General features: G+C 61.6%; 14 protein-coding genes, 1 pseudogene and 1 riboswitch. Of the genes and pseudogenes, 9 read left to right on the top strand and 6 right to left on the bottom strand.

Going from position 1 to position 19,589, the window contains the following annotated elements; genetic code table 11:
- Positions 1 to 45 precede the first annotated feature (45 nt).
- Together DQ405_RS02485 and metK are read left to right on the top strand one after the other, a co-directional pair.
- Complete coding sequence (locus tag DQ405_RS02485; protein ID WP_168422782.1) at positions 46 to 1,047, top strand: ArsR/SmtB family transcription factor; 1,002 nt, start codon at positions 46 to 48, stop codon at positions 1,045 to 1,047.
- Positions 1,048 to 1,062: 15 nt separating this feature from the next.
- Positions 1,063 to 2,253 carry a methionine adenosyltransferase gene (gene metK / locus DQ405_RS02490; RefSeq protein WP_168422783.1) on the top strand — a complete coding sequence of 397 codons (1,191 nt, stop codon included), beginning with the start codon at positions 1,063 to 1,065 and terminating at the stop codon, positions 2,251 to 2,253.
- A gap of 314 nt (positions 2,254 to 2,567) precedes the next feature.
- Here metK and DQ405_RS02495 read toward each other — a convergent pair whose 3' ends face one another.
- Entirely contained in the window at positions 2,568 to 3,329 is a 762-nt protein-coding gene (locus DQ405_RS02495; RefSeq protein WP_073299140.1) for an ABC transporter permease, read from the bottom strand.
- Positions 3,326 to 4,255: an ATP-binding cassette domain-containing protein gene (locus DQ405_RS02500; RefSeq protein ID WP_168422784.1), complete on the bottom strand. Its 930-nt coding sequence runs from the start codon at positions 4,253 to 4,255 to the stop codon at positions 3,326 to 3,328. Before DQ405_RS02500 ends, DQ405_RS02495 begins: the two co-directional genes overlap by 4 nt.
- A 149-nt stretch (positions 4,256 to 4,404) precedes the next feature.
- On the opposite strand from DQ405_RS02500, the gene DQ405_RS02505 reads away from it, so the two are divergent.
- The 3 genes from DQ405_RS02505 to DQ405_RS02515 are packed head-to-tail and all read left to right on the top strand — an operon-like array spanning position 4,405 to position 7,908.
- Positions 4,405 to 5,736: a ferredoxin reductase family protein gene (locus DQ405_RS02505; RefSeq protein WP_168422785.1), complete on the top strand. Its 1,332-nt coding sequence runs from the start codon at positions 4,405 to 4,407 to the stop codon at positions 5,734 to 5,736.
- A 31-nt stretch (positions 5,737 to 5,767) separates the two neighbouring features.
- Positions 5,768 to 7,468: an NAD-dependent DNA ligase LigB gene (gene ligB / locus DQ405_RS02510; RefSeq protein WP_168422786.1), complete on the top strand. Its 1,701-nt coding sequence runs from the start codon at positions 5,768 to 5,770 to the stop codon at positions 7,466 to 7,468.
- A gap of 59 nt (positions 7,469 to 7,527) precedes the next feature.
- On the top strand, positions 7,528 to 7,908 hold the full coding sequence (locus tag DQ405_RS02515; protein ID WP_168422787.1) for a DUF1090 family protein: 381 nt from the start codon (positions 7,528 to 7,530) through the stop codon (positions 7,906 to 7,908).
- A 15-nt stretch (positions 7,909 to 7,923) separates the two neighbouring features.
- On the opposite strand, the gene DQ405_RS02520 is transcribed toward DQ405_RS02515, so the two are convergent.
- Both DQ405_RS02520 and DQ405_RS02525 read right to left on the bottom strand, forming a co-directional pair.
- On the bottom strand, positions 7,924 to 8,370 hold the full coding sequence (locus DQ405_RS02520) for a c-type cytochrome (protein ID WP_168422788.1): 447 nt from the start codon (positions 8,368 to 8,370) through the stop codon (positions 7,924 to 7,926).
- A gap of 72 nt (positions 8,371 to 8,442) precedes the next feature.
- Entirely contained in the window at positions 8,443 to 8,877 is a 435-nt protein-coding gene (locus DQ405_RS02525) for a hypothetical protein (RefSeq protein ID WP_168422789.1), read from the bottom strand.
- A 175-nt stretch (positions 8,878 to 9,052) separates the two neighbouring features.
- On the opposite strand from DQ405_RS02525, the gene DQ405_RS02530 reads away from it, so the two are divergent.
- The 4 genes and pseudogenes from DQ405_RS02530 (at position 9,053) to DQ405_RS28425 (ending at position 14,921) form a co-directional block, all read left to right on the top strand.
- On the top strand, positions 9,053 to 10,306 hold the full coding sequence (locus DQ405_RS02530) for a cation:proton antiporter (protein WP_168422790.1): 1,254 nt from the start codon (positions 9,053 to 9,055) through the stop codon (positions 10,304 to 10,306).
- A gap of 92 nt (positions 10,307 to 10,398) precedes the next feature.
- Positions 10,399 to 10,494: riboswitch (S-adenosyl-L-homocysteine riboswitch) on the top strand.
- 23 nt (positions 10,495 to 10,517) lie between these two features.
- Positions 10,518 to 11,927: an adenosylhomocysteinase gene (gene ahcY, locus DQ405_RS02535; RefSeq protein WP_168422791.1), complete on the top strand. Its 1,410-nt coding sequence runs from the start codon at positions 10,518 to 10,520 to the stop codon at positions 11,925 to 11,927.
- Positions 11,928 to 12,021: 94 nt separating this feature from the next.
- A complete protein-coding gene (gene metF, locus DQ405_RS02540) occupies positions 12,022 to 12,870 on the top strand; it encodes a methylenetetrahydrofolate reductase [NAD(P)H] (protein ID WP_168422792.1) in 849 nt (282 codons plus the stop codon).
- A gap of 237 nt (positions 12,871 to 13,107) precedes the next feature.
- A pseudogene (locus tag DQ405_RS28425) lies at positions 13,108 to 14,921 on the top strand (DEAD/DEAH box helicase).
- 99 nt (positions 14,922 to 15,020) lie between these two features.
- Here DQ405_RS28425 and adeC read toward each other — a convergent pair.
- Together adeC and DQ405_RS02555 are read right to left on the bottom strand one after the other, a co-directional pair.
- Positions 15,021 to 16,451 (bottom strand): AdeC/AdeK/OprM family multidrug efflux complex outer membrane factor, encoded by a 1,431-nt coding sequence (adeC, locus tag DQ405_RS02550; protein ID WP_168422793.1) that lies wholly within the window; start codon positions 16,449 to 16,451, stop codon positions 15,021 to 15,023.
- Complete coding sequence (locus DQ405_RS02555; RefSeq protein WP_168422794.1) at positions 16,448 to 19,582, bottom strand: efflux RND transporter permease subunit; 3,135 nt, start codon at positions 19,580 to 19,582, stop codon at positions 16,448 to 16,450. The genes adeC and DQ405_RS02555 overlap by 4 nt, the downstream gene beginning before the upstream one ends.
- Positions 19,583 to 19,589 lie beyond the last annotated feature (7 nt).

The following is a 19,589-nucleotide window of genomic DNA, read 5'->3' on the forward strand; positions in this document are numbered from 1 at the left end:
ACAGCCATTGCTGGACGAAAATTGACCGACTAGACTGCGCGGCCTATGAGCCTGCGCATTCCCCAGATTTCCTTCGATGACAGCGATCAGCTCGCCGCCCTGTGCAAGGCCGGCGGCGATGCGCTGCGTCTGAATGTGCTGCGGGCGCTGGCCAACGATTCGTTCGGTGTGCTCGAGCTGGCGCAGATCTTCGCCACCGGACAATCCGGTATCAGCCATCACTTGAAGGTGCTGACCCAGGCCGGCCTGCTGGCGACCCGGCGCGAAGGCAATGCGATCTTTTACCGCCGAGCCCTGCCCCAGGGCGACAGCCTCGGTGGCAAACTGCACGCCGCCCTGCTGGAGGAAGTCGACCAGTTGAGCCTGCCGCTCGAGGTGCAGGCGCGAATCGCGGCGGTGCATACCCAGCGCAGCGCGGCCAGCGAAGATTTCTTCGCACGCATGGCCGGCAGCTTTCAGGCTCGTCAGGACCTGATCGCCGGGCTGCCGCAATATCGCGATAGCGTAGTGGCGCTGCTCGATGCGCTGAATTTCGCACCCACGGCGACAGCGCTCGAAGTCGGGCCTGGGGATGGCAGCTTTCTGCCTGAGCTGGCGCACCGATTCGCGCGGGTGGTAGCGGTCGATAACAGCCCAGCAATGCTTGAGCTGGCATTCGCACGCTGCGAGCAAGAGGCGCTGAACAATGTCGAGCTGAAGCTCGCCGACGCGCTGCAGGACGAATGCCCTTCAGCCGATTGCGTCGTATTGAACATGGTTCTGCATCACCTGGCAGCGCCGGGCGAAGCAATGAAGCAACTGACACGGCTGGTGAACGTGGGCGGCAGCCTGCTGATTACCGAGTTGTGCAGCCACAACCAGAGTTGGGCCAGGGAGGCCTGCGGCGATCTCTGGTTGGGCTTCGAACAGGACGATCTGGCCCGTTGGGCCGATGCCGCGGGGCTCACGCCCGGCGAGAGCCTCTACATTGGCTTGAAGAACGGTTTTCAGATCCAGGCCCGGTACTTTTCCCGGCCCGCCACTGACAGCCGACTCACCCACCGGTAATTTAGGAACCGATAGATGAGCGAATACTCGATTTTCACCTCCGAGTCCGTGTCCGAAGGGCACCCGGACAAGATCGCCGACCAGATCTCCGATGCGGTGCTGGACGCCATCATCGCCGAGGACAAACACGCCCGTGTGGCCTGTGAAACCCTGGTCAAGACCGGCGTTGCGATCGTTGCCGGCGAAGTCACCACCAGCGCCTGGGTCGACCTTGAGCAACTGGTGCGCGACGTCATCATCGACATCGGCTACAACAGCTCCGAAGTCGGCTTCGATGGCGCCACCTGCGGCATCATCAACATCATCGGCAAGCAGTCGGTGGACATCGCCCAGGGCGTCGACCGCACCAAGCCTGAAGACCAGGGTGCCGGCGACCAGGGCTTGATGTTCGGCTACGCCAGCAACGAGACCGACGTGCTGATGCCCGCCCCGATCCGCTTCTCCCACGCTCTCGTGGAGCGCCAGGCCGAAGCGCGCAAGAACGGCCTGCTGCCGTGGCTGCGTCCAGACGCCAAGAGCCAGGTCACCTGCCGTTACGAAGGCGGCAAGGTTGTCGGCATCGACGCCATCGTGCTCTCCACCCAGCACAACCCTGAGGTCAAGCATGCCGACCTGCAGGAAGCGGTGATGGAGCTGATCGTCAAACACGTGATCCCGGCCGAACTGCTGCACAAGGACACTCAGTTCCACATCAATCCGACCGGCCAGTTCATCATCGGCGGCCCGGTGGGTGACTGCGGTCTGACCGGTCGCAAGATCATCGTCGACACCTACGGCGGCATGGCCCGTCACGGCGGCGGCGCCTTCTCCGGCAAGGACCCGTCCAAGGTCGACCGCTCCGCTGCCTACGCTGGCCGCTACGTGGCGAAGAACATCGTCGCCGCAGGTCTTGCCGAGCGCTGCGAGATCCAGGTTTCGTACGCCATTGGCGTCGCACAACCGACTTCGATTTCGATCAACACCTTCGGCACCGGCAAGCTCAGCGATGAAAAGATCGTTGCGCTGGTTCGTGAGCATTTCGATCTGCGCCCGTACGCGATCACCACCATGCTCGACCTGCTGCACCCGATGTACAAAGCCACCGCGGCCTACGGCCACTTCGGTCGCGATCCCTATGAAATGACGGTCGGTGGCGACACCTTCACCGCCTTCACCTGGGAAAAGACCGATAAGGCCGACGCCTTGCGCGCGGCTGCTGGGCTCTGACTCGCCCCAACCCGTAGGGTGGGTTTAGCTCACCCCCGCGGAGCTGTCGCCAACTCGGTGGGCTGAAGCCCACCCTACGAGACGGCCAAGCGCATGAAAAAGCCCCGCCAGCGAGAGCCGGACGGGGCTTTTTTTCGCACGTGCGACGGCTATCTTCCGCCCTGACAGGGCAGACACCCCGCGGCACCGCTTCGGCCTCGACCCGCCCCAACCCGTAGGGTGGGGCTTCAGCCCACCACACGGACTTGCCGCCAATTCGGTGGGCTGAAGCCCACCCTACAAGACGGCCAGCGCATGGAGATGCCCCGCCCGGCTCAGTTCTTCAACCGATAACCCGTCTTGAAGATCCACCAGATCAAGCCCAAACACAGCGCCAGGAAGCCCAGCGTCATGGCCAGACTGATGCCGACGTTAACGTCGGATACCCCGTAGAAGCTCCAGCGAAACCCGCTGATCAGGTACACCACTGGATTGAACAGCGTGACCTTTTGCCAGACTGGCGGAAGCATCTCGATGGAATAGAAGCTGCCACCGAGAAAGGCCAAGGGCATGACGATCAACGACGGGACGATCTGCAGCTTTTCCCAACCATCCGCCCAGATGCCGATGATGAAACCGAACAGGCAGAAGGTCACCGCCGTCAGCACCAGGAACAGAGCCATCACCCATGGGTGGGCAATTTCGTAATCGACGAACAACCGAGCGGTCAGCAGGATCACCAAGCCGAGGATGATCGATTTGGTCGCCGCTGCACCGACATATCCGATGACGATCTCCAGATACGAGACCGGCGCCGACAACACCTCGTAGATCGTCCCGGAATAACGCGGCATGTAGATGCCGAACGAGGCGTTAGAGATGCTTTCGGTCAACAGCGCCATCATGATCAGGCCGGGGATGATGAACGCGCCGTAAGGGATGCCATGCATCGCCTCCATACGCGAACCAATGGCCGAGCCGAACACCACGAAGTACAACGAAGTTGAGATTACCGGTGTAGCGATGCTCTGCAACAGCGTGCGCCAGGTGCGCGCCAGCTCGAACAGGTAGATGGCACGGATTGCATGGAAATTCATGTGCGGCTGCCCTTTACCAGACTGACGAAGATTTCTTCCAGCGAACTCTGACTCGATTGCAGATCCTTGAAATCGATGCCGTGCTCGGCGAGGCGCCTGAGCAGGTCGGCAATCCCGGTGTCCTCGTGCTGGGCATCGAAGGTAAACACCAGCTGGTTGCCGGAATCGACCAGCTCCAGCGGATACCCGGCCAGCTCGCTCGGAATCTCCGTCAGCGGCCGCTGCAGATGCAGAGTCAGTTGCTTCTTGCCGAGCTTGTGCATCAGCACCTGTTTGTCCTCGACCAGGATGATCTCACCCTTGCTGATCACACCGATGCGGTCGGCCATCTCCTCGGCCTCTTCGATGTAGTGCGTGGTGAGGATGATGGTCACCCCGCGCTCGCGCAGACCGCGCACCATCTCCCACATATCGCGGCGCAGCTCCACGTCGACGCCGGCGGTGGGTTCGTCGAGAAACAGGATGTTCGGCTCGTGCGACAGCGCCTTGGCAATCATCACTCGGCGCTTCATGCCACCAGAGAGCTCGATGATCCGCGCGCTCTTCTTGTCCCACAGCGATAAATCACGCAGTAGCTTTTCCAGATAGGCATCATCCGGCGCCTTGCCGAACAGCCCGCGGGAAAAGCGCACCGTGGCCCAGACGCTTTCGAAGCCTTCATTGAACAGCTCCTGGGGCACCAGTCCGATCTTCGAACGGGCCTCGCGGTAGTCGTTGATGATGTCGAAGCCATCGACCATCACACGCCCGCTACCCGGATTGACGATGCCGCAGATGATGCTGATCAGTGTGGTCTTACCTGCCCCATTGGGGCCCAGCAGTGCGAAGATTTCGCCCTGGCGGATCTGCAGGTCGATCTGTTTGAGCGCCGGATGTCCTGACGCGTAGGTCTTGCTCAGCTGTTCGATGGAGATCACGGGCTGCACGGATGAAACACTCCTCAAAACATTGGCTGACGATTGTACGACGCAGTTGGTTAGCTCACTAATCGATGCGGTTGATAACGATCATGTCCACTGCCGCATCGCGGGCGCATGCTTTTCATGCCGTCGTGACAGCCAAGAGGGGCACCGCCATGCAACGAATCAGACTGGCCTTCGTCACGCTGTTCGTGACCGTGACACTTCTCTGGGTTACCGCTGCAGGCGTCATCGCGACCGACTACTCCCGGTTCTGGCCGCTGCGCGCAGACATGGTTCACTACAGTGGCGCTCTTGCTATCGCTGCGATGAGCGCGGCGATCTATCTTGCCAGCCGCCCCTTGTGGCTGGAGCGCCTGCTCGATGGGCTGGATAAGAGTTATCGGCTGCACAAATGGCTGGGTATCGCGGCGCTGGTGGCTTCGGTCGTGCATTGGGGCTGGGCGCAAGTGCCCAAATGGCTGGCGGAGTTTGGCTGGCTTGAGCGGCCTGCGCGCAAGGTTGCTGCCATGGCTCAGGACGGGCTGGTTGGCTGGCTGCACGAGCAGCGCGGGTTTGCGGAGGGTATTGGCGAATGGGCGTTCTATCTTTCGGCGCTGATGATTGTCCTCGCATTGATCAAACGATTCCCCTATCGCTGGTTCTTCAAGACGCATCGCTGGTTGGCCGTGGTTTATCTGGTCCTGGTGATCCACAGCCTGTTGCTGATGCCGGTCGCTTATTGGACATCGTTGCTCGGCGTAACGATGGCCGTGCTGCTTCTCGCCGGCAGCTTCGCCGCCTGCTTCTCGCTCCTGCATCAGGTGGGCCGCAGGCGCCAGGTCGTCGGACACGTCGAGGCGCTCACCTACCACCCCGACAGTCGGGTACTGCATGTGGAACTCGCGCTGGACGGACCGTGGCCCGGGCACAAGACAGGCCAGTACGCCTTCGTCACCTTTGATGAAAAGGAAGGGCCGCACCCGTTCAGCCTTTCCAGCGCATGGCAGAACGACGGCAAACTGTGCTTCTCGATCAAGGGATTGGGCGATTACACCCGCACATTACCGAACACCCTGCACAGGGGCGATGCGGTCACGGTGGAAGGCCCCTACGGCTGCTTCGATTTCCATGGGCACAAGTCAGGGCAAATCTGGGTCGCCGGTGGCATCGGCATTTCCCCTTTTCTCGCTCGACTACAGGCGCTAGCAGATAGCGGCAAGGTCAACCATGTCGACCTGTTCTATTGCACGAGCGCACCGGACACCGGCTTCATTGATCGCATACGAGAGCAAGCCACGCGCGCACAAATACGTCTGCACGTACTGGTCTCAAGTGAGCACGGCCGACTGACACCCAATCGGCTTCGTGACCTCGTTGCCGACTGGCAGGAGCGCGAAATATGGTTTTGCGGGCCGGTCGGCTTTGGCGATGAACTCCGGCGCGATTTGATCCGCCACGGCCTGTCGTCCGGCGATTTCCACCAGGAGCTATTCAACATGCGCTAGCGCACGGAGCAATTGGCGCCGTGCGGGCAGAATGGCCGTGAACCCTCCGAGCAAGGATGCTCCCGTGTCACGCCTCTTCACGTTATTGCTGTGCTTCGCCCCAACCTTTTGCCTGGCCGAATGCCCCGATTGGCCGACCGAGCGCGCGCTAGCCGAAACCGCTCGCCTGCAGCACCAGCTCGCCGAATGGGACGACGCCTACCATCGCCGCGGCGTATCGCTGGTCGATGACGAGATATACGACCAGGCGCGCCAGCACCTTCAGGTTTGGCAGGAGTGTTTTGAACCACGCCCCAGCCATGCGCACCCGCTGGCGACAGCGGGCGGCGAGTCGCCACACCCCATCGCCCAGACCGGTCTATCGAAGCTGGCCGACGAGGCCGCCGTGGTCGCCTGGATCGCGCCTCGTAGCGACCTCTGGATTCAGCCGAAGGTCGACGGCGTCGCGGTGACCTTGCACTACCACGGCGGCAAACTGGTTCAGGCGATCAGCCGCGGCAATGGTAGTCACGGCACGGACTGGACCGAGCAGGCCCGACATATTCCCAGCGTTCCGTTACAGTTGCCGGCCGCTGCTGACGTCATCCTGCAGGGCGAGCTGTACTGGCGGTTATCCGAACATGTTCAGGCCGACGCAGGGAGCGCAGGAGGGCGTAGCAAAGTCGCCGGCGCGATGGCGAGGCACACCCCGGACGCCCGTACCGCCAGTCACGTCGGATTGTTTGTTTGGGATTGGCCCAACGGCCCGGCAGACATGCAAGCGCGCCTGGACGGCTTGATCGCGATGGGCTTTGCGCAGAGCGCCGCGCTGACGCTGCCAATCGACACCTTCGAGCAAGCGGCACATTGGCGTAACTACTGGTTCCGCCACCCGCTGCCGTTCGCCAGCGACGGCGTCGTGTTGCGCCAGGGACAGCGGCCGGACGCCAGCCGCTGGCAAGCCGAACCACCTCATTGGGCAGTTGCCTGGAAGTACCCGCTGCGCACCGCCGTTGCGCGCGTGCGCAATGTGGAATTCAGTATCGGTCGCAGCGGCAGGATCACCCCGGTCTTGCAGCTCGACCCGGTCAAGCTCGACGACCGCCGCATCAGCCGCGTGAGCCTCGGCTCTTTAGCGCGCTGGCGCGAAGCAGACATTCAGCCCGACGATCAGGTCGCAATCGTTCTCGCTGGTCTGACGATTCCCCGATTCGATGGCGTGGTCTGGCGGACTCAAGCGCGCCACCGGATCGAGGCTCCAACGCCCGAGAACTACCATTTGCTGAGTTGCTGGCAGGCGAGCCCCGATTGCGATCAGCAGTTCGTCGCGCGACTCGCCTGGCTCAGCGGAAAGAAGGGCTTGGATCTGCCTCAAGTCGGCCGTGGAACCTGGCAGCTGCTGGTTGAACAGGGACTTGTATTCGGACTTCTCGACTGGCTGAAACTCGACCAGGCGCACTTGCAGCAAATCCCAGGTATTGGCGAAACGAGCGCCAGCACCCTTATCGAGAGCTTCGAGCTGGCGCGCAAACGGCCGTTTCACGTCTGGCTTCACGCGCTCGGATTACCACCCAGCGGCGATGCAGCGCTTGCAGGGGGCTGGAATGCGCTGGCGAGCAGAACCCAGGAACAGTGGCAATCCGAACCAGGAGTCGGCAAAAAACGAGCCCGGCAGCTGCACGCCTTCTTTGCCACACCCGAGGTACTGCAGCTTCGCGAGCGTTTAAACGAGGCGGGCATTCCAGGCTTTTAGCGGCACTTCACGGCCCGCCTCAAGTCATATGCATTCAATAACAAGAAAGGAACCAATGCATGAGCGTCCGGCCATATTTGCTCATTCCACTGCTGTTCAGTCTATTGGGGAGTCAGCCAGCCTTTGCCGCCAATGTCTCGGATGCGGCCTGCAGCGAAGCCCGGGAGCAGATCAGCGAACAGATCAAGACGACGCGCCTCAAGGGAGATGTCGGCCAACGCGCCGCGATGGAAACCCGCCTGCACGCCCTTGATGAGCGCTGCCGCCGAATCGTTCCGCTGCAACCCAACCACCACGAGGTCGAGCGGGCATCGCGCGCGGCAACGGTGCGCGAGGCGCAGCTGCGCGAAGCATTGGCGACAGGTGATCCAGAGGTAATCGAATTGAGCAAGCGCCGGCTCGATCACGCGAGAAAGCAACTGGAAGCCGCCAAACGCTGAAAGCGCGAGCGCTGCTCAGTAGGCGCGGAACTCCTTGTGACAGGCCTCGCAGGCATCTTCCACGCGCTGGAACGCCGGCGCGACACTGTCGGCCGTCACGGGTGACTGAGTTGTCGCAGCAACCAGCGCCGCGGTGTGCGCCTCTAGCTCTCGAGCCATCTGATTGAAGCGTTCCTGCTGCTGCCAGACGTCCGCACGGGCATCGCTCTGTTCTTCCTTGACTTCAGGATAGTGCTGCCAGGGTTGTCGCGATAGCTCGTCCAGCTTGGCCGCGCCGTTGACGAAACCCTGTGGGTCGAACGTCAGACGCCCACGCAGCATGCCTCCCAGGTCTTCCTTGGTATCGAGCATTTGCTGATAGATGGCCTTGCGCTTGCCGAGCGGTGAGTTGGGGTCGATGCGATCGCAGCCGACCAACACAAGGGCGGCGACCAGCGACACACTCAAAGGAAACAGTTTCATGGCTCGGCCACTCGTGAATACAACGGCCGGCGATTATCCCCGCAAGCCGTCGTTTCACCAAACCCCCCGGAGCTACTGCGACCATTCACCGCCAGCGCTTTCACAATCGATCTTGGTCTGCACCTGATCGCTGGACTTGTAGTGATAGGTGACTATCCGGGCATCCTTGGGCACGGTGGTCGGCAAGGTACCGTTATCCGCCTGCGTACCCGTGGCACGCTCATTGGCGAGCGTCGCAGGCGTAAGCGCCGCGATGCAGATGCCGAAATGCCCGGCTGGACAGCTGTCACGAATTTCGCGATCGGAATTCTTGATCGCTTCGTTGTCCTGGCACGCCCAATCGATGGCGTCGTCTTCCACGCCTTGGTATTCGAAGCATTTTTCCGTCGCCACAGGCGGCGGCACCGCACCTGAGGTTTCGGCACTGACATAGCAGGAGTTGGCGGCAGCCGGCAGGGTAAAGACGGCAGCCAGGGCAAGCAGAACGCAACGGAACAAGAAATTCATGTTGGCGGCTCCTGAGTCACGCCCGGCGAGATTCACCGAACCTGTTAGTTGTGACCGTTCTTGTGCGGGCTGAGTTCTGCCACTGCCGGACACCCCTAGCGTTCGCGTCGGCACCAATCGAATCAACGGCGGGTCCACTTTGCATTCGATGGTGAAAATTTGACTTGGGGATCGCATGCTTGAACTCTCGGCCATATTCATCAGCCTCACGGCATTGCTCGCCTATCTCAATTACCGATTCATAGGGCTACCGCCGACCATCGGCGTGATGGCAACGGCGCTGGCGTTTTCCCTTCTGCTGCATGGTCTGACGATGCTGGGGTTGCCAGCACTCGAAGCGCAGATCGAAACGCTGGTAGGGCGTATCGACTTCAATCATCTGTTGATGGACGGCATGTTGTCGTTCCTGTTGTTCGCCGGTGCCCTGCATATCAACCTGTCCGATCTGCGCGCTCGCCGCTGGGCGATCGGCCTGCTGGCGACCATCGGCGTCCTGTTCTCCACCACCGTCATCGGCTTTGGCAGCTGGTGGATTCTCGATCTGTTCGGACGGCAACCGCCGCTAATCTACTGCCTGCTGTTCGGCGCGCTCATCTCACCCACCGACCCAATTGCAGTGCTGTGCATCATGCGCTCAGCCGGTGCGCCGAAGGCGCTGGAAACCACCATCGTCGGTGAATCACTCTTCAATGATGGCGTCGCAGTGGTGGTATTCACCGTACTGCTAGGCGTTCTGGCCAGAGGTGAAGCGCCGGGCGCCGGCGAAGCAGTCTGGCTGTTCATTGAGGAAGCCGGCGGCGGCATGCTACTCGGCGCATTGCTCGGCGCGCTGACCTTCGCTCTGCTTAAAAGCATCGATCAATATCAGATCGAGGTGCTGCTGACGCTGGCCCTGGTTCTGGGCGGCTACACACTGGCGACGCACCTGCACATATCCGGCCCCATCGCCATGGTCGTGGCGGGCCTGATTATTGGCAATCAGGGTCGCCGTCACGCCATGTCCGAGCACACCCGGGGCAATCTCGACAATTTCTGGGAGCTGCTCGACGAAATTCTTAACGCTGTGCTTTTCGTACTGATCGGTATGGAGCTGGTGCTGCTGCCCTTCAGCGCGCAATACCTGCTGATTGCCCTGTGCGTCACGCTGCTGATACTCGCCACGCGCCTGGTGGCAGTCGGTCCGCCAGCGCTACTGCTGCGCAGGCTCGGCCGCGCCCTACCCAACGGCACCGTGCGCATCCTCACCTGGGGTGGACTGCGGGGCGGCATTTCGGTTGCTTTGGTCCTGGCGTTGCCGGCCAGCGAAGAGCGCAACCTGCTCCTGAACATCACCTATCTGGTGGTGCTCTTCTCAATTCTGGTACAGGGCTTGAGCATCGGCCGCCTGGTACAGCGAATCTGCACCCGCGACAGCGCCAAGCAGCGCTGACGGAGGGCGCCGCGCCGGGCTTGGGATTGGCTGCGGTCGCGGCTATAATCGCCGAGTTTCACGCGACCGACGCTGTTCGGCCGTGCCCGCCACCATCCGAGGGGCGCTGCAGCAGGACCGCCTTCCCGGCGACGACTGTCAGGCTCGGATGGGGCGTTAACCATACGCATCAACGGCGCCCATTCGCACAAAACGAATGGAGAACTCTTTAATGAGCGCTGTCATGACGCCTGCCGGTTTCAACGATTTCAAGGTCGCCGACATTTCCCTGGCCGACTGGGGTCGCCGCGAGATCATCATCGCCGAATCGGAAATGCCCGCCCTGATGGGCCTGCGCCACAAGTACGCCGGCGAGCAGCCGCTGAAAGGCGCGAAAATCCTCGGCTGCATCCACATGACCATCCAGACCGCCGTACTGATCGAGACGCTGACTGCCCTCGGCGCCGAAGTACGCTGGTCCAGCTGCAACATCTTCTCGACTCAGGATCAGGCCGCCGCTGCCATCGCCGCCGCCGGTATCCCCGTATTTGCCTGGAAAGGTGAGACCGAAGAAGAATACGAGTGGTGCATCGAGCAGACCATCCTCAAGGACGGCCAGCCGTGGGACGCCAACATGATCCTGGACGACGGCGGCGATCTGACCCAGATCCTGCATGACAAATACCCGCAGGTATTGGAGCGCGTGCATGGCGTCACCGAGGAAACCACCACCGGCGTGCATCGCCTGCAGGACATGCTGAAGAAAGGCACCCTGAAGATCCCGGCGATCAACGTCAACGACTCGGTCACCAAGAGCAAGAACGACAACAAGTACGGTTGCCGTCACAGCCTCAACGACGCCATCAAGCGCGCCACCGACCACTTGCTGTCCGGCAAGCAGGCACTGGTCATCGGCTACGGCGACGTAGGCAAGGGCTCGGCCCAGTCGCTGCGTCAGGAAGGCATGATCGTCAAAGTCTCGGAAGTCGATCCCATCTGCGCCATGCAGGCGTGCATGGACGGCTTCGAACTGGTCTCTCCATACAAAGACGGCGTCAACGACGGTACCGATGGCTGCATCGACACCGCGCTGCTGGGCAAGATCGACCTGATCGTCACCACCACCGGCAACGCCAACGTTTGCGACGCCGGCATGCTCAAGGGTCTGAAGAAGCGCGCTGTAGTGTGCAACATCGGTCATTTCGACAACGAGATCGACACAGCCTTCATGCGCAAGAACTGGGCATGGGAAGAGGTCAAGCCACAGGTGCACAAGATCCATCGCACCGGCCCGGGCAGCTTCGATGCAAACAACGATGACTACCTGATTCTGCTGGCTGAAGGCCGTCTGGTGAACCTGGGCAACGCCACGGGCCACCCGAGCCGGATCATGGACGGCTCGTTCGCCAACCAGGTGCTGGCACAGATCCACCTGTTCAACGAAAAGTTCGCCGATCTGCCGGTGATCGAAAAGACCAAGAACGTCACCGTGATGGTCTTGCCGAAGAAGCTCGACGAGGAAGTCGCTGCCGAAATGGTCAAAGGCTTCGGTGGCGTCATCACCCGTCTGACGCCGACCCAGGCCGAGTACATCGGCGTGGAAGTCGAAGGTCCGTTCAAGCCGGATAGCTATCGCTACTAAGAGCAGCCTCGAGCTGAAAGCTATAAGCTGCAAGCCGCACAGTGCGGGCTTGCAGCTTTCGTCTCGATGCTTGCCGCTAAAGGAATCTCCAACAATGACGTCTCCCCGCCCTTCCATCAGCTTTGAGTTCTTTCCTACCAAGACCGAAGCCGGGCATGAAAAACTGCTCGCCACTGCCCGTAGGCTGGCCGAGTACACCCCCGATTTTTTCTCCTGCACCTACGGCGCCGGTGGCTCGACCCGCGACCGCACACTGAACACCGTGCTGCAGCTCGACGGCGACGTGAAGGTGCCCACCGCACCGCACCTCTCCTGTGTCGGCGATAGCAAACAGGAACTGCGCGAGCTGCTGAACCTGTACAAGAACGCCGGCATCAAACGCATCGTTGCGCTGCGCGGCGACCTACCCTCCGGCATGGGCATGGCCAGTGGCGAGCTGCGCTACGCCAACGAACTGGTCGAGTTCATTCGCGCCGAAACGGGCGATCATTTTCACATCGAAATCGCGGCTTATCCGGAGATGCATCCGCAGGCGCGCAACTTCGAGGCGGATCTGGCCAACTTCGTGCGCAAGGCCAAGGCCGGCGCGGACAGTGCCATCACCCAATATTTCTTCAACGCCGACTGCTATTTCTACTTCGTCGAGCGCGTGCGCAAGCTGGGCGTGGAGACGCCGATCGTCCCGGGCATCATGCCGATCACCAACTACAGCAAGCTCGCGCGATTCTCCGACGCCTGCGGTGCCGAGATTCCGCGCTGGGTACGCAAGCAGCTGGAGTCCTACGGTGATGACATGGAAAGCATCCAGGCCTTCGGCGAACAGGTAATCAGCGAGATGTGCGAGGAGCTGCTGACCGGCGGTGCGCCGGGCTTGCACTTCTATACTCTGAACCAGGCCGAACCCAGCCTGGCCATCTGGAACAACCTCAAGCTGGCCCGCTGAATCATCGATTCCGGCTCCCTGCGAAAACAGGGAGCTGGTCAATGAACCTGTGAAATGCCACACTGTCCTACCAATGCGGCGTTAACAGGCTCTGTTATACTCCGCGCTTCCGCCAGGTTTACGCCCGGATGCCAGTATCTTTCGATACGGCAGGACCGGACGGGATCGCACGCCAGTCGCGATTCGAACCAGGCATGACCATCCCAGGGCCGCGCCCTACACAAGACAGGATTTCTCATGTCCTTTGCTTCCCTCGGTCTCTCCGAGGCTTTGGCCGGTGCCGTCGAGGCCGCCGGTTATACCCAGCCTACACCCGTGCAACAGCGGGCTATTCCCGCCGTGTTGCAAGGACGCGACCTGATGGTCGCGGCACAGACGGGCACCGGCAAAACCGGTGGTTTTGCCCTCCCCGTACTGGAAATTCTCTTCCCGGGCGGCCATCCCGACCGCGAGCATCGCCACGGTCCGCGCCAGCCGCGCGTGCTGGTGCTGACGCCAACTCGCGAACTCGCCGCCCAGGTGCACGACAGCTTCAAGCTCTACGCCCGCGATCTGCCACTGAAAAGCGCGGTGATCTTCGGCGGCGTCGGCATGAACCCGCAGGTCCAGGCGCTGGCCAAAGGTGTTGACGTGCTGGTTGCCTGCCCGGGTCGACTGCTCGACCTGGCTAACCAGAAGGCTATCGACCTTTCCCATGTGGAAATTCTGGTTCTCGATGAAGCCGACCGCATGCTCGACATGGGCTTCATTCACGACGTCAAGAAGGTGCTGGCCAAGCTGCCAGCCAAGCGCCAGAACCTGCTGTTCTCGGCAACCTTCTCCAAGGACATCACCGACCTGGCCGGCAAACTGCTGCACGAGCCGGAGAAGATCCAGGTCACGCCACCGAACACCACGGTCGAGCGCATCGAACAGCGCGTATTCCGCCTGGCTGCCTCGCACAAACGTGCTCTGCTGGCCCACCTGATCACCCAGGGTGCCTGGGAACAGGTGCTGGTGTTCACCCGCACCAAGCATGGCGCCAATCGCCTCGCCGAGTACCTCGACAAGCATGGCCTGCCGGCGGTCGCGATTCATGGCAACAAGAGCCAGAACGCGCGCACCAAGGCGCTCGCCGACTTCAAGGCCAACCAGGTACGTATCCTGTCGCCACCGATATCGCTGCACGCGGCCTGGATATCGATCAGCTGCCCCATGTGGTCAACTTCGAGCTGCCGAACGTCGAGGAGGACTATGTTCACCGTATCGGTCGTACTGGCCGTGCCGGACGCAGCGGTGAGGCCATCTCGCTGGTGGCTCCCGACGAGGAAAAGCTGCTCAAGGGCATCGAGCGGATGACCAAGCAGAAAATCCCAGACGGCGATCTGATGGGCTTCGATGCCAGCACCATCGAGGCGGAAAAGCCCGAAGTGCGCGAACCACGCCAACCGCGCCCGCCTCGCAACAGCGAACGCAAGCCGCGCGCCGCTAAGACGGCAGAAACCGGCAGCGAGCCAAAAGAGCGCGAGCGCAATCGCCGCGGTCGGAACAAGCCGCGCAGCGCCAGCGCTAGCCAGAACTCAGCAGCACCCGGTGCCGCCGCCGCGCCGGTTAGCCGTCCGCCGCGCCTGCCCAGCGACCGTGACCCCGAAGTGTTTCTGGATGACGAGCTGGACAATTTCGGCAACCGCGTCGATTACGTCAGCCCCTATCAGAACAAGCAGAACCGTGGCCGCCGTCCGAGCGCTCCCGCTCAGCCAGGCGCCGGCCAGCCGCGCACTGCTGCGGCAGGTCCTCGTGGCGCCGGCGCCTCGACAGGCGGCGCTGGTCAAGGTAAAGGCAAGCGGCAGGGTCAGTCCCGCGGCGGTCAGCCGCGACGCAAGAACGAAGGCCGTCGGGTCGAGCGAGATGGCGGCGCCCGCCAGGAGGTCGCCGCGAAACCGAAGGAGAAGCAGCCGGTGATCATCCACAAGGAGTCAAAGCTCGATCGACTGCCGAGTATTGAGCAATTGGATCAGCTACCAAGCAAGCCGCGTAGCGAAAAACCAGCCTTGCTCACCCGCAATCGCTGAGTCGTAAAGCCCAACAAAAACGCCGCCCTCAGAGGCGCGTGTTTTGTTGGTGCAGCTCCGACAGGCATAGCGAGCGCCGATGCCTGCCGATAGCGGCTGTCAGCCTTGGCTGGGAATCGGCTCGGCTTGCGCGTCCCAGCCGCCACCTAGCGCCTTGAACAGATCGACCTCGCTGATCATCTGCGCCAGACGATCACCGATGTATTGCTGCTTCACCTCGAACAGCTGGCGCTGAGCATCGAGCAGGGTCAGGTAGCTATCCACGCCGGTTCGGTAACGCCGTTCCGCCAACCGGAAGTAGTCTTCGCTCGTTTCCAGCAAATCGCGCTGCGCCTGCACCTGGCGGGTATAGGTCGCCTGTGCGGCCAGACCATCGGCCACTTCGCGAAAGGCTGTCTGGATAGACTGCTCGTACTGGGCGACCTGAATGTTGCGGCTGATTTCGGCGTAGTCGAGATTGGCGCGCAATTGGCCGGCATTGAAAATCGGCACGCTGATGCTCGGCGAGAAGTTCCAGTAGCTGGAACCACCGTCAAACAGACCGGAGAGTTCGCTGCTCGCCGTGCCCGCTGCGCCCGTCAGACTGATACGCGGAAAAAAAGCAGCTCGCGCCGCGCCGATATTGGCATTCGCCGCCTTGAGCTGATGCTCGGCTCGAAGGATATCCGGACGCTTGTGGAGCAGGTCGGACGGCAGGCCGATGGGCAGCGCCGCCAGCTGCTCGCGCTCCAGGTCGCCCGTGGCCGGCAGGTTGCCGGGAACGTTCTGCCCGAGAAGCAGGGCCAGGGCGTTGCGGTCCTGGGCCACCTGACGCGTGTACTGCTCGATGCGAACCCGCGCCGTGTCAACGGCGCTGCGCGCCTGGCTCAGCTCGAGCGCAGAAGCGACGCCCACGTCGAAGCTATGCTGCGTCAGGCCGAGGCTCTCTTCGTATGTCTTCAGCGTGTCGCGGCTGACCTGCAGCAAGGCCTGGTCAGCCTGCAAGGTCAGCCAGGCGCTGGCGACGCTGGCAATCAGGCTGATCCGGGTGCTGCGCTGCGCCGCTTCGGTGGCGAAGTATTCCTGCAACGCCTGCTCGCGAAGACTGCCGAGACGACCGAAGAGATCCAGCTCCCAGGAAACGCCGAGCGTCGCGCTGTACTGGCTATTGATCGCACTCTGTCCGGTCTGATTGAGATCACCTGGCGTGCGGGTACGGTTACCGGTGCCATCGGCGCTCACGGCCGGCAGCAGGTCTGCCCGCTGGATCCGATACAGCGCCCGATAGGCGTCGACGTTGAGCGCCGCGACACGCAAATCACGGTTGTTCTCCAGCGCCACGCCAATCAGCTGACGCAGCGCGGGGTCACGGAAGAACGCCTCCCAGCCCAAGTCCATTTGCTGCCCCTGGCTTGCACCGGAAGCGTACTCATAGGCTTCGCCTTTCGGCCAACTGGCCGCTGTCGGCGCGTCCGGACGCTGGTATTCGGGAATCAGGGAACAGCCGCTCAGCGCTGCCATCAGTGCCAGGGCCAATACCGACTTGTTCATTGTGAATCTCCCTTCGGTTCTTCGACGGTTTTTCTGCGATCACCAATCGAGGACACCAGAACATAGAACAGCGGCACCCAGAAGATCACCAGCAGGGTCGCAGTGATCATTCCGCCGATTACACCGGTACCGATGGCATGCGAGCTGCCGGCACCCGCACCGCTCGCCAGCGCTAGTGGTACCACGCCAAGGGTAAAGGCCAGCGAGGTCATGACGATAGGCCGCAAACGCATCCGGCAGGCCTGGACTGCCGCATCGAAGCGACTCATGCCTTGCTCGTGCAGGTCCTTGGCGAACTCTACGATCAGGATTGCGTTCTTCGCAGTCAAGCCGATGGTGGTCAGCAGACCGACCTGGAAGAACACATCGTTGGATAAACCGCGGCCGAGGGTAGCGAGCAGCGCACCGATCACCCCCAGCGGCACCACCAGCATGACTGCGAATGGAATCGACCAGCTCTCGTAGAGCGCCGCAAGGCAGAGGAACACCACCAGCAGGGACAATGCATAAAGCGCCGGCGCCTGATCACCGGAGAGCCGTTCTTCGTACGACAGCCCGGTCCAGGAAATACCCACGCCCGGTGGCAGCTGTTGGGCCAGCTCCTCTACCGCCGCCATGGCCTCACCGGAGCTGTATCCCGGCGCAGCCTGCCCCATGATCTCCATCGCCGACACACCGTTATAGCGCGACAGCTTGGGCGACCCGTAAACCCACTCACCGCTGGCGAACGCGCTGAACGGCACCATTTCCCCCTGGTCGTTGCGTACGTACCATTTCTGGAAGTCTTCTGGATTCATTCGAGCAGACGCCTCGCCCTGCATGTAAACCTTCTTCACGCGGCCGCGGTCGATGAAGTCGTTCACATAACTCGAGCCCCAACCAATCGACAACGTGTTGTTGATTGCCGCGAGCGACACGCCGAGCACCCGAGCCTTTTCGTCGTCGATCTGCAGCTGATACTGCGGCTCGTCATTGAGGCCGTTCGGTCGCACCGCCATCAGCGCTGGATGCTGCGCAGCAAGCCCGAGGAACTGATTGCGTGCATTCATCAGGACGTCGTGACCGACACCAGCGCGGTCCTGCAGGTAGAAGTTGAAGCCGGTTGCGTTGCCCAGTTCCATTACGGCGGGCGGCGCGAAGGCAAACACCATGGCATCACGGAACGTACTGAAGTGCTGCTGAGCGCGCTGCGCCAGAGACGCCACGTCCTGGCCTTCAGCCGTGCGCTCGCTCCAGGGCTTCAGGCCGATGAAGGCCATTGCAGAGTTCTGCCCGCGTCCGGCGAAGTTGAAACCAGTCACCGTGAAGACCGACTGGACTACGTCGGACTCCTCTTTCAACAGATACTCACGCATCGCATCGACGGTTTGCTGAGTACGCTCGGCGGTCGACCCCGCCGGCGTCTGAACCTGGGCGAAGAGCACGCCCTGGTCTTCGTCGGGCAGAAACGAGGTTGGCAGCTTGGTAAATAGAACAGCCATGGCGGCAACAATGCCTGCGTACAACAACAGGTAGGGAATCTTGCGCTTGAGAACGCTACGTACACCCTTCTCGTAGCCGCCGACGCCCCGATCGAAGGTTCGGTTGAACCAGCCGAAGAAGCCACGCTTCTCGTGATGATGCCCCTTTGGAATAGGCTTGAGCAGCGTGGCACAGAGCGCTGGCGTGAAGATCAGTGCCACCAGCACCGAAAGCGTCATGGCCGAGGCAATAGTGATCGCAAACTGCCTGTAAATCACACCGGTCGAGCCACCGAAGAACGCCATCGGTACGAACACGGCGGAAAGCACCAGACCGATACCCACCAGCGCGCCCTGAATCTGGGTCATCGACTTGCGTGTTGCTTCGAGCGGTGACAAGCCTTCTTCGGCCATCACCCGCTCGACGTTCTCCACAACCACGATGGCATCGTCCACCAGCAGGCCGATCGCCAACACCATCGCGAACATGGTCAGCGTATTGACGCTGAAGCCGAACACTGCAAGAACGCCGAACGTGCCCAGCAGCACGACCGGTACGGCCAGCGTCGGGATCAGCGTGGCGCGAAAGTTCTGCAGGAACAGGTACATCACCAGGAAAACCAGGACGATGGCTTCGAACAGGGTATGCACGACACCGGTAATCGATGCCGAAACCACTGGGGAAGTGTCGTACGGGTAAACCACTTCCATGCCAGGCGGGAAGAACGGCTCCAGCTCGGCAATCGTTGCGCGCACGGCCTTGGCGGTGTTCAGCGCATTAGCTCCGGTTGCCAGCTTGACGGCGATCGCCGATGCAGGCTTACCGTTATACAGCGCGCTGATGGCCGAGCTTTGCTCCGCCAGCTCGACCCGCGCAACGTCGCCCAGACGTACCTGGGAGCCGTCACTGTTGACTTTGAGCAGGATGTCGCGGAACTGCTCCGGCGTCTGCAGACGCGTTTTGCCGATGATGGTCGCACTGAGCTGCTGCCCTGGGACGGCTGGCAATCCACCGAACTGCCCTCCGGAAACCTGCACGTTCTGCGCTCGAATCGCATCACCGACGTCGACCGGAGTAAGGGCAAAATTGTTCAGCTTCGCCGGATCGAGCCAGATCCGCATGGCATATTGCGAGCCGAACACCTGAAAATCGCCTACCCCGGCCGTACGGGAAATCGGGTCCTGGATGTTCGATACGATGTAATCGGAAAGGTCACCTCGGCGCATGCTGCCGTCAGTGGACACCACACCGATCACCATAAGGAAGTTACGCACTGCCTTGGTGACGCGGATACCTTGCTGCTGGACTTCCTGCGGCAGCAGCGGCGTGGCCAGCTGCAACTTGTTTTGCACCTGCACCTGCGCGATGTCCGGGTCAGTGCCTTGCTCGAAGGTCACCGTGATACTCATGCTGCCGTCCGAGTTGCTTTCCGACGACATGTAGCGCAACCCGTCAATGCCGTTCAGTTGCTGTTCGATCACCTGAACCACAGTGTCCTGCACGGTCTGCGCAGACGCGCCCGGGTAGTTGACCTGAATGCCCACCGCTGGAGGCGCGATGCTCGGATACTGGTTGACGGGCAGACCCAGGATCGCAAGCCCCCCGGCAAGCATGATCACCAAGGCTATGACCCAGGCAAAAATGGGACGATCGATGAAAAATCTAGACATTGGATGA

This window comes from Pseudomonas sp. SST3, assembly GCF_003325755.1.

What these genes read in the sequence shown, in the direction of transcription:
- adeC (WP_168422793.1), bottom strand. Translation starts at nt 16,451, where the DNA reads ATGAACAAGTCGGTATTGGCCCTGGCACTGATGGCAGCGCTGAGCGGC.
- DQ405_RS02530 (WP_168422790.1), top strand. Translation starts at nt 9,053, where the DNA reads ATGCTTGAACTCTCGGCCATATTCATCAGCCTCACGGCATTGCTCGCC.
- DQ405_RS02515 (WP_168422787.1), top strand. Translation starts at nt 7,528, where the DNA reads ATGAGCGTCCGGCCATATTTGCTCATTCCACTGCTGTTCAGTCTATTG.
- DQ405_RS02495 (WP_073299140.1), bottom strand. Translation starts at nt 3,329, where the DNA reads ATGAATTTCCATGCAATCCGTGCCATCTACCTGTTCGAGCTGGCGCGC.
- ahcY (WP_168422791.1), top strand. Translation starts at nt 10,518, where the DNA reads ATGAGCGCTGTCATGACGCCTGCCGGTTTCAACGATTTCAAGGTCGCC.
- DQ405_RS02555 (WP_168422794.1), bottom strand. Translation starts at nt 19,582, where the DNA reads ATGTCTAGATTTTTCATCGATCGTCCCATTTTTGCCTGGGTCATAGCC.
- DQ405_RS02485 (WP_168422782.1), top strand. Translation starts at nt 46, where the DNA reads ATGAGCCTGCGCATTCCCCAGATTTCCTTCGATGACAGCGATCAGCTC.
- metK (WP_168422783.1), top strand. Translation starts at nt 1,063, where the DNA reads ATGAGCGAATACTCGATTTTCACCTCCGAGTCCGTGTCCGAAGGGCAC.
- metF (WP_168422792.1), top strand. Translation starts at nt 12,022, where the DNA reads ATGACGTCTCCCCGCCCTTCCATCAGCTTTGAGTTCTTTCCTACCAAG.
- DQ405_RS02520 (WP_168422788.1), bottom strand. Translation starts at nt 8,370, where the DNA reads ATGAAACTGTTTCCTTTGAGTGTGTCGCTGGTCGCCGCCCTTGTGTTG.
- ligB (WP_168422786.1), top strand. Translation starts at nt 5,768, where the DNA reads ATGGCCGTGAACCCTCCGAGCAAGGATGCTCCCGTGTCACGCCTCTTC.
- DQ405_RS02505 (WP_168422785.1), top strand. Translation starts at nt 4,405, where the DNA reads ATGCAACGAATCAGACTGGCCTTCGTCACGCTGTTCGTGACCGTGACA.
- DQ405_RS02525 (WP_168422789.1), bottom strand. Translation starts at nt 8,877, where the DNA reads ATGAATTTCTTGTTCCGTTGCGTTCTGCTTGCCCTGGCTGCCGTCTTT.